We start from the raw sequence: 14233 nt of genomic DNA, 5'->3' as shown, positions 1-14233 counted from the left end.
GCCGCGGTCGGTCTCAACCGCGATGGCCCCGCGGCCGGTCGGCGGGCAGCGGGTTCGCCGCGGGGTCCCACTCGACCCGCAGGTGCCGCGGGCCGTGGAACGACGCGTTGGGCAGGTAGCCGAAGTCCTGCCCCTCGACCAGCCGGGCGTGCGGCAGCCGCCGGGTCAGCTCCTCGAGGATCACCCGCAGCTCCAGCCGGGCCAGCGGGGCGCCGAGGCACGCGTGGTTGCCGGTGCCGAAGGCCAGGTGCCGCTTGGCGTTCGACCGCGTGATGTCCAGCGTGTCGGGATCGGTGAAGGCGGCCTCGTCACGGTTGCCGGAGGCCATCACCAGTAGTACGGCGGCGCCGGCGGGGATGGTGACGCCGCCCACCTCGACGTCGACGCGCGCCCGCCGCCGCCAGCACAACACGGACGGCGCGAACCGCAGGCACTCCTCGACGGCGTTGGGGATGGCGGCGGGGTCCGCGCACAGCGCCGCCCACGCCGCCGGCCGGGCCAGCAGGTGCCGCAGCGCGTTGCCGGCGGCGTTGGTGGTGGTCTCGTGCGCCGCGACCAGCCCGCTCATCATCATGTTCTGCAGGTGGTTGTCGCCCACCAGCTCCGGGTCGCGCCGGTGCACGTCGATCGCGGTGGGCACCCAGCCCTCGCCGCCCTCGCGCTTGAGCCGGTCCACCAGCTCCCCGGACAGCCGCCACCAGCGGCCCACCTGCTCGGCGATCTCGACCTGGTGCTCGTCGTCGGCCCTGCCCCAGGTGAACAGGCCCATCTTGATGGCGTAGTTCCGGGCGCGGTCGATGTCCTCGTCCGGCACGCCGGTGACCAGCAGCCCGACGATGGCCGGCACGTCCCACAGCAGGTCGTCGACCAGGTCGGCGTGCCCGCGGGCGACGAACCGGTCCACGTACCGGGTCACCAGGTCCCGAACGCGCCCCTCGAGCCGAGCCACCCGCTCGGCGGCGAGCGGCGGGGCGAGCGCCCGCCGGCGGCGCCGGTGCACCGGCTCGTCCTCGTTCACCAGCACCGGCCCCGGCGCGAAGCCGTAGCGGGCGAGGCGGGCCCTGGCCGCCGCGCCGAGCGGGGTGATCGGGTCCAGCGCGTTGGCCGCGGAGAACCGGCGGTGGTCGGCGAACACCGCCCGCACGTCGGCGTACCGGGTGACCACCCAGTGGTCGAGCTCGGGGCTGTGGAAGACCGGCTCCGAATCGCGGGCCGCCCGCAGCGTGCCGGCGGGGTCGTCCTGGTACTCGGCGGTGAACGGGTCGAACCCCGCGGCCACCCCGGACACCGGGCACCGGGCGGCGCCGGCCGCCCCCGGTTGGCTGGAACTCACTCCTGGCCTCCTCACCACCCCACGCGGGACCACCCCGCCGACACCTCGCCGCGGAAATACGAAAAACAATTTTTCGGTCCGCTCGGCCGGATTCGAGGCTAACCGGCCCCCGATCGACCCGTCAAGAAACACCCGACCAGCCGAATGCGTCACCTTGACGTCATTTCTCGGCGCGTGCTAGCTTCGGACCAGCACTGCCAACCGGGCGAACACAACCGGGGAAACCCGGGAAGAAACTGGGGAACAGTACACACTGGGGAAACTGGGGTCATAACGGACATCTTCCATTCACCACTGGAATCGGTCGCGAGCCGCAACCGGCACCACGCCTGCCCTACGGCGGCTCGTTCCGGGACGGGTTCCAGGCCATCGGGCGGTGGCCAGCGCAGCTCATCGCCCTGATCGGCGACCGAAGCACGCCTCGTGGCGGGACACGCCCACGGCGGACGCACGCGGCGCCGGCAGCACACAAAGGGGTCCTGGTGAGCAATTCTGGCGCATTCCCAACGGCCGCCTCGGAACGGGGCGACCGGTTACCGGACTTCGCGGCGGCGACACAATACGCCGAAGCGAGAGTCCGTTCCATCCCATTAACCGACTGGCGCGCGCTGGGCGTATACCGCACGCCACTCGAATACTACTTGATCGGCACGTACCCACCGCTGAAGTACCTGCACGACATCGGCGCCGACGAGGTGTTCTCCGGGATCAGTCCGGCGCAGAACATCTACCTGCACATCCCCTTCTGCGAGCAGTACTGCACCTTCTGCCACTTCCACAAGGAGATCAACTCGTCGACCTCGAGGGTCGGCCGGTACGTCGACGCGCTGCGCCGGGAGATTGCCATGGCCGGCGCCGCGGTCGCCGCCGGGACGCCCGGTGGGCTGTGTGCCTCGTCGGTGTACTTCGGCGGCGGCACCCCGTCCTACCTGAGCGCCGACCAACTCGGTGCGCTGGCGAGCGACCTGTGGCGCACCGTGGCGACCACCCCGGACACCGAGATCACCTTCGAGCTGCACCCCGGCGTGGTCCGCCAGCCCGACTACGCCGACCGGCTGGACGCCATGGTCGAGGGCGGGGTGAACCGCTGGGTGTTCGGCGTGCAGTCGATGGACGAGGACGTGCTGCGCAAGCTCAACCGCGGGCACGGCAGGGCCGAGGTGTACCGGCTGCTGGAGATGCTGCGCGACCGCGGGATCGACAACGTCAACGTCGACCTGATCTTCGGCCTGCCCCGGCAGAACCTCCGCAACTGGTACGACACCATCGTCGAGCTGCTCGGCCTGGGGCTGACGAAGTTCAACATCTTCCCGCTGATGTTCAAGCGGTCCGACCCGATCACCCGGCACTACATCCGCGAGCCGGAGATCTTCCCGGACGAGCTCGACCGGCTGCGGATGCACTTCATGGCCGAGTACCTGCTGACCGCCGCCGAGTTCACCAGGGGTCCGGTCTTCTACTACGCGAAGGGGGCCGTCCACTCGCGACAGCAGGAGCGCAAGTTCGACGCGATCGAGGAGGACAACCTGGTCGGCCTCGGGGTGAGCAGCTTCGGCTACGTGGGTGGCACGCAGTACTACAACGTCTGCGACACGGGCCGCTACCTCGCCGACGTCGAGTCCGGGAACTCGCCGGTGTGGCGCGGCCACACCCTCCCCGCCGAGGAGCGGCTGCGCCGCTCGATCATGTTCGGCATCCGCTCCGGTGGTGTGGACCTCGACCACCTGGAACGCGTGTTCGGCGTCGACGGGCGCCAGCTGTTCGGCCCGCTGCTGGATCGGCTGGCCGAGCAGGACCTGGTCGACATCGACGAAAGCCGGTTCACCCTGACCGACCTCGGCTGCACGGTGGTCGACGGCATCGGGCACCTGTTCGCCAGTGACGAGGTGCTGGCCAAGGTCGCCGAGGTGAACGGGACGATCCTGACCCCGGCCGCCGACCCGCTGGACCGCTACGACTACTCCCCCATCGGCCGCATCGACGTCCCGGGCGGGATCGTCGACCACTATCGCGACCGGGCCGGCCGATGACGGCGGTGCGCGGGGTCGAGGAGTGGCGGGACATCGTCCCGTACCTGCTCGACGTCGACGGGGCGACGGCCAACCTGGCGACCGGGATGCCGCTGGCCCGTCCGGCGCTGCGGGCCGCCGTCCGGCGGGCCTACGCCGAGGCGCTCGCGCGGCCCGACGTGGACCGGCGGCTCGGCGAGTACCACGGCGTGCGCGGCGACGCCGTGCTGCGGGCCAGGATCGCCGCCCTCTACCGCGACCGCTTCGGCCTGCCGGTCACCGAGGCCGAGGTGCTGGTCGTGCCCGGGGCGCAGGCGGCGTTCCACGCGTTGTCCGAGCTGCTCGCCCGGCGGGGCCGGGCGGCGCTCCTGTTCGGCCCGGAGTACCCGGGCTACCGCACCTCCACCCAGGTCGACTACCGGATGGTGCCGTCGCGGGTGTGCGAGGTGGGCCCGCGCGAGTTCCGCTACCTGCCGCCGGCCGGCGCCGTCGACCGCGAGATCGGCGCGGTGTTCCTGTCCCGGCCCGGCAACCCCGCGGGCACCGTGGTCGACGACGACGTCCTCGCCGGGCTGGTCCGGGAGTGCGCGGCCGCCGACGCGCTGCTGGTGCTGGACAACGCCTACGCGCCACCGATCCCCGGGCTCGCCTTCCGCGAGCTGGGCCTGCCGTGGGGCGACAACGTCGTGCTGGTGCAGAGCTTCGCCAAGGCCGGGCTGGCCGGCGAGCGGCTCGGGTTCGTCCTCGCTCCCGCGCCGATCGTCGCCGAGCTGGCCGAGGTGCAGGCGCGGGTGGCCACCTTCCCCCCGCAGCTGGTGCAGGTGGTCGCCGCGACCCTGCTGGCGGACGGCCGGTTCGTGGAGCTGTGCGCGACCGAGCTGCGGGCGGCCTACCGGGAGCGGCACGAGCTGGTCGACGCCGTGCTGGCCGACCGGCTGACCGTGCCGTACCGGACGCACACCGCCGACGGCGGACAGTTCCGCTGGCTGCACCTGCCCGAGTTGCGCACCACCACCGGGGAACTGTTCCACGAGCTCGCCGACCGCGGCGTGCTGGTCGCTCCCTCGGCGCCGTTCTTCCTGCCGCGGCTGCGCGACCTCCCGCACGCCAGGGCCAGCCTGCGCCTGGGCGTCACCGCGCCGCCGGCGGCGATCGAGCGTGGCCTGACCATCCTGGCGGAGGTGCTCGCCGATGGCCGCTGAGCCGGGGCCGCGCACGGTGGCCGAGCACGTCGTCGCGTTCCTCGCGGCCGCGGACGTGCGGCACGTCTTCGGCATGCACGGCGCGAACATCGAGGACGTCTTCACCGCGATCGCCCGCGGGACCGGGACGCCGCGCGCGGTGGTCGCCAAGCACGAGTTCTCCGCCGGCGCGATGGCCTGCGGGCACGCCCGCGCCGGGGCCGGGCTCGCCGCGGTGGCGGTCACCTCCGGCGGCGGCGCGCTGAACCTGGTGCCGGCGCTGGGCGAGGCGTACGCGTCGGGGGTGCCGCTGCTCGCGCTGGTCGGCCAGCCCCCGACGACGCTGGAGGGACGCGGCGCGTTCCAGGACTCGAGCGGGCTGGCCGGTTCGCTCGACGGGGCCGCGCTGTTCGCGCGGGTCTCCCGGTTCTGCGCGCGGGTGGACAAGGCGGCCGAGCTCACCGACCTGCTGCCGACCGCGCTGGCCGCGGCGCTGGGCCCGCCCGCCGGGCCGGCGGTGCTGCTGCTGCCCAAGGACGTCCAGCGGGCCAGCGTCCCCGAGCCCGTGCCCTCCGTGACTTCCGTGACTTCCGTGACTTCCGTGACTTCCGTGCCACCGGCGCCCACCGACTCCACGTCCACCGCCCGCACGCCCGCCGCGCCGGACGAGCGCGCGGTGCGGGTCCTCGGCGCCGCCCGCGCGGCCGGGACCCCACCGCTGGTGATCGCCGGCGCCGGGGTCGTCCTGGCCGGTGCCAGGACCGAGCTGGCCGACTTCGCCGCGGCGGCGGGCGCGCTGGTCGCCGTCGAGCCGGACGCCAAGGACGCCTTCGACAACACCGACCCCCGCTTCGTCGGGGTGGCCGGCGCCAACGGGCATCCCAGCGTGGCGCACCGGCTCGCCGAGGCCGGCGTGTGTGTGCTGGTCGGCACCCGGCTGCCGCAGGTGGCCAGTGCCGGGCTGGAGGGCGCACTGACCGGCGTCACCGTGGTGTCCTTCGGCCCCGACCCGCCGTTCGTGGACGGTCGCGACGACCCGGTGATCGTGCCGGGCGACCCGGGGGTGACCCTGCCGCCGGTCACCACCCGGCTGGTCGCCGAGCACGGCCCGGCTCCGGTGCCGGCGCACCCCGGCCTGGCCCACCTTCCGCACGAACGCTCCACCGCGGACCGGATCGCGCTGCGCGAGGTGGTCGAGACCATCGCGGCCGCGGTGCCGGAGACGGCGGTGGTGGTGTCCGACGCCGGCAACACCGGCTGCGGCGTGCTGCACTTCCTGCCCGCGCCACGCGCCGGCCACTACCTGCTCGCGCTCGGGATGGGCGGCATGGGGTTCAGCTACGGCGCGGGGATCGGGGCGGCGGTGGGCACCGGCCGGCGCACCTTCGTGCTCGCCGGCGACGGGTCGTTCCTCATGCACGGCATGGAGGTGCACACCGCGGTGGAGCACGACCTCCCGGTCACCTTCGTGGTGCTCAACAACAACGGCCACGCCGCGTGCGCCTCCCGCGAGGAGCTGTTCCACGGCCTGCGCAGCCCGTACAACCGGTTCCGCCCGTGCGACATCGGCGCCGGCGCCGCCGCGCTGTTCCCGGCGCTGCCCGCGCGGACCGTGCGCGACCTGCCCGGGCTGGCGACGTTCCTGGCCGACACCGCGGCCCTGCCGGGGCCGTGCCTGGTGTCGGTGGAGACCCGGCTCGACGAGCTGCCGCCCTACCTGCCCTTCGCCGGCGTGACCCCGCCCGGCCCGACCGAGGGGACGAGTTGACCATGCGCGACACCGAGCGGCGGCTGGCCGAGATCCCCGGCCTCGTCCGGTACGAGAACGTGCCCAGGGACGAGCTGATGCGCCGGGTGGCGGCCGCGACCAGGGAGACCTACTCGCGGGAGGAGGTCTACGGCCGGTTCTGCACGCTGGAGACCCACATCGACTGCCCGCCGGAGGACGTGTTCACCTACCTGGCCGACGTGTACAGCCACGAGGAGTTCACCTACAGCGTGCGGGAGGTGGAACCGGTCGCCGACCGGCCCGGGCTGTTCACCGGGTGGGACACCGTGGGCGAGGACACCAGGATCTACATGCGGGTGGACGCGCGGCCCGAGGCGCTGACCGTCGACTACCACTCCGCCTGGGACCAGGGTGACGACCTGTGGATGGTGTACCTGTTCCGGATCGTGCCGGCCGAGGTGGTGCTCAAGCGCCCCGGCTCGGTGCTGCTGTGGACCAACTGCCACCACCCCTACTACGCGGAGAACCCCTACCCCGAGCTGGCCCCGCCGTCCCGCACCCTGTGGGTGGGCGACCTGTGGTCGCAGTTCGCGCCGGGGCACCAGGTGGAGCTGGACAACCTCAGGGCGATCCTGGAGCACCGGCACCGCAACGGCATCCCCATCGTTGCGGGGCGCACCGAGGCGGCCGCGCGATGAGGCCGGTCGGCATCGTCGACGCGGCCAGCCACCTGCCGGAGCACGAGGTGGGCCGCGAGTTCTTCGAGCGGCACGCCCGGCCCGACGATCCGCTGCTGCGCCACCCGATGTTCCGGGCGCCGGAGTTCCGCCGGTACGCGCGGCGGGACGAGACGGGTGCCGACCTCATCGAGCGCGCGATCGGCGCGCTGGCCGGCCGGCACGGCTGGGACACCGTCCGCGGCGTCGACGTGCTGCTCACCTACAACGGGCTGCCGGACGTGCCGTTCCTCGGCTCCGGGGCGGAGGTGGCCCGCCGCGCCGGGCTGCACCCGACGACCATCGTGGACGTACACAATGGACACTGCGCGGTGCTGCCGCACCTGCTCGACCTGGCCACCACGCTGCTCCAGCGCGCCGGCGCGGACAGCGCCCTGCTGTGCGTCGCGCAGACCGCCGGCCGGATCTTCACCCAACCGACCGTGCGGGTGTCGGCGCACGCCTCGGTGCCCGGCGACGGCGCCGCGGTGGTGCTGCTGCGCGCCGGCGCGCGGCCCGCGTCGCCGATCCTGGCCACCGCCGTGCATCACTACCCCGAGTACGCCCCGGACGTGGGCATCACCCTCGACGACGGCCGGCTGTACTGGGAGCCGGGCACGGCGGAGATGGACATCCGGTTCGACGGTCGCAAGGCGGAGAACGTCGTCGAGCGGGGCACGAAGATCGTGCCCGAGGTGGTCCGCGCGGCGTGCGCTGAGGCTGGCGTCGACCTCGCCGGCGTGGACCTGCTGATCACCAACCAGCCGAACCGGTTGCTGCTCCGCAACTGGGCGCGCGACCTCGGCATTCCGGCCGAACGACACTTCGACACCTTCGACCGTTACGGCAACCTCTTCGGCGCCGGCGCCCCGGTGAACCTGGACCACGCCCTGCGCGCCGGCCGGCTGCGCCCGGGGTCGCTGCTGGTGCTGGCCGGATTCGCCGGCGCCGGCGAGCTGGCCGCGGCGGCGGTGGTCCGCTGGGGCGGCGACTCCGGTGATTCCAGTGACAAAGCGGTGTGGCGAGTAGGGAGGAACGAGCATGAGCGGTGACAGCGGGAACCGGCCGACCGGGGAGTCGCGGGAGTCGGACGTGACCGGCACCGTCGCCACGGCGCTGGCCGAGGTGCTGTACCTGGACGTGAGCCAGGTGGACCTGGACGCCGGGTTCGAGACGCTCGGACTCGACTCGATCATCGCCGTGGAGTTCGTGGCGATGGTCAAGGACCGGCTGGGCGTGGCGGAGACCGTGGAGTCGCTCTACGAGCGGCAGACCCCGCGAGCGTTCGCCGAGCACGTCCGCAGGACGCTCGTCGCGCGCCGGGCCGTGTCGTGACCGGTCGGGACGAGGTGCTCGCCGTGGTGCGGGCGCAGATCCGCGCGGTGTGCCCCGAGGTCGACCCGGCGGCGATCCGGCCCGACCGGAGCATGCGCGAGCTGGGCTGCGACTCGCTGGACCGGCTCGACGTCGTGGTCGGCACGCTCGACGCGCTGGGCCTGGAGCTGCGCCCCGACACGTTCGCCGGCGTGCGGGACATCGGCGGGCTGGTCGACGCGCTGGTCGCCGAGCTGGGCCGGGCCGGAACGCCGGGAGGCCGGCGCGGATGAGCGAGCGGATCCCCGTCGGCGTCGACGCGGTCGGCGTCTACTGCGGCAGCGCCGTGGTGGACGTGGCCGAGCTGTTCGCCGCCCGCGGGCTGGACCCGGCGCGGCTGGCCAACCTCGGCATGCGGCACAAGAGCGTGGCCGCCGCGGGCGAGGACGTGGTGGCGGTGGCCGCGACCGCCGCCAGGCCGGTGGTCGACGCGCTGCCCGCCGCCGAGCGGTCCCGGATCCGCGGGGTGTTGGTCGCCACCGAGTCCGCGGTGGACCTCTCCCGCTCGGCCGCCGCCCCGGTGCACGAGCTGCTCGAGCTGCCCCGGCACTGCCGGCTGGTCGAGGTGAAGCAGGCCTGCCACGGAGGGGTGGCCGCGCTGCGGCTGGCCGCGGCGCTGGTCGCCACCGAGCCCGGCAGCACGGTGCTGGTGGTGGCCGCCGACGTCCCGGTGCCCGGCCGCGGCACCTACATGGAACCCAGCCAGGGCGTCGGCGCGGTCGCCGCGCTGGTCACCGAGCACCCGCGGCTGCTGACCCTCGACCCGGGACCGGCCGGGTGCCACGGCTACGCCGCGGCGGACTTCTTCCGCCCGGCCGCGGATGTGGACGTGATGGACACCGACCTGTCCCTGCTGTCCTACCTGGACTGCCTGGTCGGCGCGTTCACCGACTACGCCGCGCGCAACCCGGGCGCCGACCTGCTCGACTCGTTCGACCTGCTGGCCATGCACACCCCGTTCCCCGGCATGGTCCGGGGCGCGCACCGGAGCGCGCTGCGCAAGCTCACCGGCGCCGGGCCGGGCGCGGTGCCGGGCGACTTCGACCGCAGGGTCGCGCCGTCGCTGCGCCTGCCCGAGCGGGTCGGCAACATCTACTCGGCCACGACGCTGCTCGCCGTGCTCAGCGCCGTGCTGTTCGGGCCGGACGACGCCGACCGGCTGGGCGTCTTCAGCTACGGCTCCGGCTGCGCCGCCGAGTTCCTCGCCGCCCGCGTGGTCCCCGGCGCCAGGGAGCGGCTCGCCGCGCTGGGAATCGACCGCGAGCTGGCCGCCCGCACCCCGCTGCCGGTGGCCGAGTACGACGCGGCCGTGGACCGGTCGCGCGCCACCGGTTTCGGCGCTCGGGACGCCCGGCCCGAACCGGACGAGCTGGCCGGGTGGGGCGCCGGCGACCGACCGCGAGCGGTGCTCACCGGGATCCGCGACCACCGCCGGGCCTACGCCTGGCTGCCGGCCCGATGACCGCCGGCGTCGCGATCGAGCACCGCGGGGTGGTGACCCACCTGCGGCTGTGCCAACCGGGCAACGCGCTGACCGAGCCGGCGATCACCGCGCTGCTGTGCCACCTGCGGGCCGCGGAACGCGCGCCGCGCTGCCGCGCCGTGGTGCTCACCTCCACCGGGGACGCGTTCTGCTCCGGCGTCGACCTCACCGACCTCGCCGGCGATCCGGACGCGGCCGAGCGGGTGAGCGCCGCGTTCTGGGCGCTGCTGACCGCGTGGGCGGACAGCCCGCTCCTCACCGTCGCGGTCGTCGAGGGGCCGGCGACCGGCGGGGGCGTCGGACTCGCCGGCGCCGCCGACCTCGTCCTCGCCGGGCCGCGGGCGACGTTCCGGCTGACCGAGCTGGCGCTCGGGCTGGTGCCGGCGTTCATCCTGCCCTTCGTCCTGGCCCGCACCGGAGAGCACCGGCTGATGCGGCTGGCGCTGGGCGGCGCGGAGGTGGACGCCTCCGGCGCGGTCGAGCTCGGCCTCGCCGACGAGCTGGTCACCGACGCCGGCGCGGCCACCGACCGGGTCCTCCTGCTGGTCCGGCGGAGCTCCCGGCCGGCCGTCGCCGGGCTGAAGGCGTGCCGGCGGGCGCTGCGCCCGGTGCCGGCGGACTATCCCCGGCAGGCCACCGCGCTGCTCCGCCGAGCCGTCACCGATCCCGCGTTCGTCGGCAGGGTCGACGCACTGCGCCGGCAGGGGACGCGGCGATGAGCGCCACCGCGGGCCCGGTGTCGGTGCGGGTGGACCGACGGGTCGCGCTGGTCACCATGGCCGACGAGGCCGGGCGCAACGCCCTGTCCCCCACGCTGACCGCCGCGCTGCGCGCCGCGCTGGACCGGGCCGTCGCCGACCCCGCGGTGCGGGTCGTGGTGGTGACCGGGACGCCGGCGGTGTTCGCCACCGGGGCCAGCCGGGAGTACCTGCTGCGGCCGGAACGGGAGAACGTCGAGCCGGCGGTCCGCGCGTTCCTGCGCTGCCCGCTGCCCGTGGTGGCGGCGATGCGCGGGCACGCGCTGGGCGGCGGGCTGACCCAGGGCCTGTACGCGGACCTGCCGGTGCTGTCCGAACGGTCCTACTACGCCGCCAACTACCTCAACTACGGCCTCGTGCCGGAGTACGGCACGACCTGGTTGCTGCCGGCGAAGCTCGGGCCGGTGCTCGGCACGGAGCTGCTCTACACCGCGCGCGGCTACCGCGGCGCCGAGCTGCGCGACCGGGGCGCGCCGCTGCGGGTGACCGGGCACGACCGGGTGCTGCCCGAGGCGCTGGACCTCGCCCGCGGCATCGCCCGCGCGCCCCGGTCCACAGTGGAGCTGCTCAAGCAACAGCTGGCCACCCAGACCCTGGCCCGCAGCGACGCGGCCATCGCCGCGGAGTCCGGGCCGCACGAGCGGTCCTGGCACTCGGCGGAGTTCCACCGCCTGGTGCGGCGGCGGTACGGCGACGCGGAGGAGATCGCCCGATGACCACACCCCCGACCGAACCACTCGCGCTGGTGGGCATGGCCTGCCGGGTGCCCGGCGGCGCCGACCTCGCCGAGCTGTGGCGGACCCTGTCCGCGGGGCGGCCTATGTTCGGGCCGGTGCCCGAGGAGCGGCTGGCCGGCTACGCCGGGGAGACCGTCGGCCCCGGCGGGCGCACCGCCGCCCTTCTGTCCGATGTGGACTCCTTCGACGCGGAGTTCTTCGCGGTCAAGCCGCGGCTGGCCGCGTGGCTGGACCCGCAGCAGCGGCTGCTGCTGGAGACCTCGTGGCACGCCTTCGAGTGCGCGGGCATCCCGCCGAGCGACCTGGCCGGCCGGGAGGTCGGCGTGTTCGTCGCGTCGGCGACCAGCGACTTCCGCGACGCGATGGTGCGCACCGGCACCGTGGACCGGTACTCGATGGTCGGCGCGGTGGACACCTACCTGGCCAACCGGCTGTCCTACCACTACGACCTCCGTGGCCCGAGCCTGGCCGTGGACACCGCGTGCTCCAGCGGGCTGACCGCACTCGCGCTGGCCGCGGGCAGCCTGCGGGAGGGCGCGGTGGACACCGCGCTGGTCGGGGCGGTGAACGTGTGCGTCGACGGGTGGCTCTCCGGCGCGCTGGCTCACCTCGGCGCCCTGTCCCCCACCGGCCGGTGCCGGCCGTTCGCCCCGGACGCCGACGGCTACGTGCGCGGGGAGGGCGCGCTGTGCTTCGTGCTCCGCCGGCTGGCCGACGCGCTCGCCGCCGGCGACCCGGTGCTCGCCGTGGTCCGCGGCGCGGTGGTCAACCACGACGGCCGCGGCGGCGGGCCGGTGCAGACCGACGCGGCCGCGCAGGCCAGGCTGCTGCGCGGGGCGCTGGCGCGGGCCGGCCTCGAGCCGGCCGCGCTGGGCTACCTGGAGGCGCACGCGCCCGGGACCAAACTGGACGGTCGCGAGCTCGACGGCCTGCGCCGGCTCTGCGCGGAGTGGCCGGGTGGCCCGCCGGCCCGCTTCGCCGGGCCGGAGGGGCGACTGTGGATCGGGTCGGTCAAATCGGTGCTCGGCCACCTGGAGGGCGCGGCCGGTGCGGCGAGCCTGGCCAAGGCCGTGCTGATCCTGCGGCACGGGCGGATCCCGGCCAGCGCGGGCGTGCTCGCCATGGACGCCGACCTGGACGTGCGGGAGAAGCCGCCGGACCCGGCGGCGGCACCGGTGGAGTGGCCGGCGACCGGGACGCCGCGCGTGGTGGGCGTCAGCTCGTTCGGGCTCGGTGGCTCCAACGGGCACGTCGTGCTGGAGGAGGCGCCCGCGGCGGCCGACCCCGGGCGCCCCGTGGCGGCGACACTGCCGGTGCCGATCAGCGCGCCCGACGCCGCCGGGCTCGCCAGGGTCGCGGCCCGGCTCGCCGAGGCCCTCGACACGGCCGACCCGAACGACTTCCCCGGCATCGCCTGGACGCTGCAGACCGGCCGGGAGCACCTGCCCCGCCGGCGGATCGTCCCGGCCGGGTCGCTGGCCGAGTTGCGGCGGGGGCTGCGCGCGCCGGCCGACCCGGAGCCACCCGCCGAGTGCGCCGCGTGGCTGGACGGCGCGGAGGTCGACTGGCGGCGATGGTGGGACCCGCCACCGCGACGGGTGGTGCTGCCCGGTTACCCCTTCCGCCGCACCGCGTGGGGCTTCGCCCCGGGACGGCACTGATGGCCGCCCGGCGGGACGAGGTGGTGATCACCGGCGCGAGCGTGCTCACCGCCGTGGCCGACGACCTGGCGGGGTTCACCGCCGCGCTACGCGCCGGCCGGTCCGGCTTCACCGGTCCCCCGGTGGGCGCGTGGCTGCCGGACTTCTCCGTCGCCGGGTGGTCGGCCCGCCACCTTGCCGGCGACCCGGCCGCGGCCACCCGGCTGCGCGCGGCCACCCGCAGGGCCGCGCTGCCCGCCCGGACCGCCGCCTGCGTCGGCGTCGCCGCGGTCCGGCACGCCCGGCTCACCGCCTCCGATCTGGCGGAGACGGGACTCGTGGTGGCCGGCAACAACCTCGCGCTGGACTACCACGCCGGCGTGCTGCGCGCCTTCGCCGAGCGGCCGGCCAGCGTGCGGCCCTCGCACGCGCTCACCCACCTGGACACCGACGCCGTCGGCACGGTCAGTGAGGCCACCGGCGTGGCCGCGGAGGGCTGGACGGCCGGCGCCGCGTCGGCCAGCGGCACGGTGGCCGCGCTGCTCGCCGCCCGGCTGGTCGCGGCCGGCGCGCTGCCCGCCTGCCTGGTGGTCGCCCCGGTGTGTGAGCTGTCCGCCGCGGAACGCCGGGCCTTCGCCGACAGCGGCGCCATGGCCCGGTCCGCCGGCGGGGTGGACCCGGCGTCGCTGTGCCGGCCGTTCGACCGGGCCCGGCGCGGGTTCGTTCCCGGGCAGGGCGCCGCCGCGGTGGTGCTGGAACGGCCGGAGCGGGCGCGGCGCCGCGGGGTGCCGGCGCTGGCCGCCGTCGCGGGCGGCGGGCAGCGGCTGGACGCGCGGCGCGGCACCCGGCCCGACCCCGCCGGCCAGGCCGCGGCCCTGCGCGCCGCGCTGTTCGCCGCCGGTGTCGCGCCGGGCGAGGTCGACTACGTCAACGCGCACGGCACCGGCTCGGTCGAGGGTGACGCGGCCGAGGCGGCGGCGCTGGCCGAGGTGTTCGGTCGGTCCGGGCGGCCGCTGGTGAACTCGACCAAGCCGGTCACCGGGCACTGCCTGAGCGCGGCCGGGCTGGTCGAGCTGGTGGCGACCGTGCTGCAGCTGCGCGGCGGGTTCGTGCACGGCACCCCGGGGCTGCGCGACCCGCTCGACCCCGGGCTGGGCCTGGTCGGCCCGGCCGGGTGCGCCGCGACCCCGCGGGTCGCGGTCTCGCACAGCGTCGCGTTCAGCGGCATCAACGCCGCGCTCGTCCTTCGCACGTCCGAATGAGTCCCTACTGA

General features: G+C 75.3%; 13 protein-coding genes. 12 read left to right on the top strand and 1 reads right to left on the bottom strand.

What is annotated here, in order from left to right; all coding sequences use genetic code 11:
• Positions 1-13 precede the first annotated feature (13 nt).
• Positions 14-1333 (bottom strand): cytochrome P450, encoded by a 1320-nt coding sequence (locus BM051_RS26445; RefSeq protein WP_092536217.1) that lies wholly within the window; start codon positions 1331-1333, stop codon positions 14-16.
• 641 nt (positions 1334-1974) lie between these two features.
• Between BM051_RS26445 and BM051_RS26440 the strand changes: the two genes are divergently transcribed.
• Genes BM051_RS26440 through BM051_RS26385 form a run of 12 tightly spaced genes read left to right on the top strand, consistent with a single transcriptional unit; the run spans position 1975 to position 14222 of the window.
• Entirely contained in the window at positions 1975-3363 is a 1389-nt protein-coding gene (locus BM051_RS26440; RefSeq protein WP_243859857.1) for a coproporphyrinogen-III oxidase family protein, read from the top strand.
• Entirely contained in the window at positions 3360-4544 is a 1185-nt protein-coding gene (locus BM051_RS26435) for an aminotransferase class I/II-fold pyridoxal phosphate-dependent enzyme (protein ID WP_092536212.1), read from the top strand. The genes BM051_RS26440 and BM051_RS26435 overlap by 4 nt, the downstream gene beginning before the upstream one ends.
• Positions 4534-6291, top strand: coding sequence for a thiamine pyrophosphate-binding protein (locus BM051_RS26430; protein WP_092536209.1), 1758 nt, complete (start codon positions 4534-4536; stop codon positions 6289-6291). The genes BM051_RS26435 and BM051_RS26430 overlap by 11 nt, the downstream gene beginning before the upstream one ends.
• A gap of 2 nt (positions 6292-6293) precedes the next feature.
• Complete coding sequence (locus tag BM051_RS26425) at positions 6294-6950, top strand: SRPBCC family protein (RefSeq protein ID WP_092536206.1); 657 nt, start codon at positions 6294-6296, stop codon at positions 6948-6950.
• A complete protein-coding gene (locus BM051_RS26420) occupies positions 6947-8020 on the top strand; it encodes a 3-oxoacyl-ACP synthase III family protein (protein ID WP_092536203.1) in 1074 nt (357 codons plus the stop codon). The genes BM051_RS26425 and BM051_RS26420 overlap by 4 nt, the downstream gene beginning before the upstream one ends.
• Entirely contained in the window at positions 8010-8303 is a 294-nt protein-coding gene (locus BM051_RS26415) for an acyl carrier protein (protein ID WP_092536200.1), read from the top strand. Before BM051_RS26420 ends, BM051_RS26415 begins: the two co-directional genes overlap by 11 nt.
• The gene (locus BM051_RS26410; protein ID WP_092536197.1) at positions 8300-8575 is read left to right on the top strand and encodes a phosphopantetheine-binding protein; all 276 of its coding nucleotides are present in this window, start codon (positions 8300-8302) and stop codon (positions 8573-8575) included. Before BM051_RS26415 ends, BM051_RS26410 begins: the two co-directional genes overlap by 4 nt.
• Positions 8572-9804 carry a hydroxymethylglutaryl-CoA synthase family protein gene (locus BM051_RS26405; RefSeq protein ID WP_092536194.1) on the top strand — a complete coding sequence of 411 codons (1233 nt, stop codon included), beginning with the start codon at positions 8572-8574 and terminating at the stop codon, positions 9802-9804. Before BM051_RS26410 ends, BM051_RS26405 begins: the two co-directional genes overlap by 4 nt.
• A complete protein-coding gene (locus BM051_RS26400; protein WP_092536191.1) occupies positions 9801-10544 on the top strand; it encodes an enoyl-CoA hydratase/isomerase family protein in 744 nt (247 codons plus the stop codon). The genes BM051_RS26405 and BM051_RS26400 overlap by 4 nt, the downstream gene beginning before the upstream one ends.
• A complete protein-coding gene (locus BM051_RS26395; protein ID WP_092536188.1) occupies positions 10541-11299 on the top strand; it encodes a polyketide synthase in 759 nt (252 codons plus the stop codon). The genes BM051_RS26400 and BM051_RS26395 overlap by 4 nt, the downstream gene beginning before the upstream one ends.
• A complete protein-coding gene (locus tag BM051_RS26390) occupies positions 11296-12981 on the top strand; it encodes a polyketide synthase (protein WP_092536185.1) in 1686 nt (561 codons plus the stop codon). The genes BM051_RS26395 and BM051_RS26390 overlap by 4 nt, the downstream gene beginning before the upstream one ends.
• On the top strand, positions 12981-14222 hold the full coding sequence (locus BM051_RS26385) for a beta-ketoacyl synthase N-terminal-like domain-containing protein (protein WP_243859856.1): 1242 nt from the start codon (positions 12981-12983) through the stop codon (positions 14220-14222). Before BM051_RS26390 ends, BM051_RS26385 begins: the two co-directional genes overlap by 1 nt.
• Positions 14223-14233: the final 11 nt, after the last annotated feature.

The organism is Amycolatopsis arida, from assembly GCF_900115565.1.
Taxonomy (GTDB): domain Bacteria; phylum Actinomycetota; class Actinomycetes; order Mycobacteriales; family Pseudonocardiaceae; genus Yuhushiella; species Yuhushiella arida.
Note: the sequence above shows the minus strand (reverse complement) of the source record. Positions and strands in the feature narration are given on the sequence as shown.

Excerpts from the sequence above, each read along its gene's own strand:
- BM051_RS26430 (WP_092536209.1), top strand. The coding sequence starts at position 4,534 with ATGGCCGCTGAGCCGGGGCCGCGCACGGTGGCCGAGCACGTCGTCGCG.
- BM051_RS26390 (WP_092536185.1), top strand. The coding sequence starts at position 11,296 with ATGACCACACCCCCGACCGAACCACTCGCGCTGGTGGGCATGGCCTGC.
- BM051_RS26415 (WP_092536200.1), top strand. The coding sequence starts at position 8,010 with ATGAGCGGTGACAGCGGGAACCGGCCGACCGGGGAGTCGCGGGAGTCG.
- BM051_RS26405 (WP_092536194.1), top strand. The coding sequence starts at position 8,572 with ATGAGCGAGCGGATCCCCGTCGGCGTCGACGCGGTCGGCGTCTACTGC.
- BM051_RS26420 (WP_092536203.1), top strand. The coding sequence starts at position 6,947 with ATGAGGCCGGTCGGCATCGTCGACGCGGCCAGCCACCTGCCGGAGCAC.
- BM051_RS26385 (WP_243859856.1), top strand. The coding sequence starts at position 12,981 with ATGGCCGCCCGGCGGGACGAGGTGGTGATCACCGGCGCGAGCGTGCTC.
- BM051_RS26395 (WP_092536188.1), top strand. The coding sequence starts at position 10,541 with ATGAGCGCCACCGCGGGCCCGGTGTCGGTGCGGGTGGACCGACGGGTC.
- BM051_RS26400 (WP_092536191.1), top strand. The coding sequence starts at position 9,801 with ATGACCGCCGGCGTCGCGATCGAGCACCGCGGGGTGGTGACCCACCTG.
- BM051_RS26425 (WP_092536206.1), top strand. The coding sequence starts at position 6,294 with ATGCGCGACACCGAGCGGCGGCTGGCCGAGATCCCCGGCCTCGTCCGG.
- BM051_RS26435 (WP_092536212.1), top strand. The coding sequence starts at position 3,360 with ATGACGGCGGTGCGCGGGGTCGAGGAGTGGCGGGACATCGTCCCGTAC.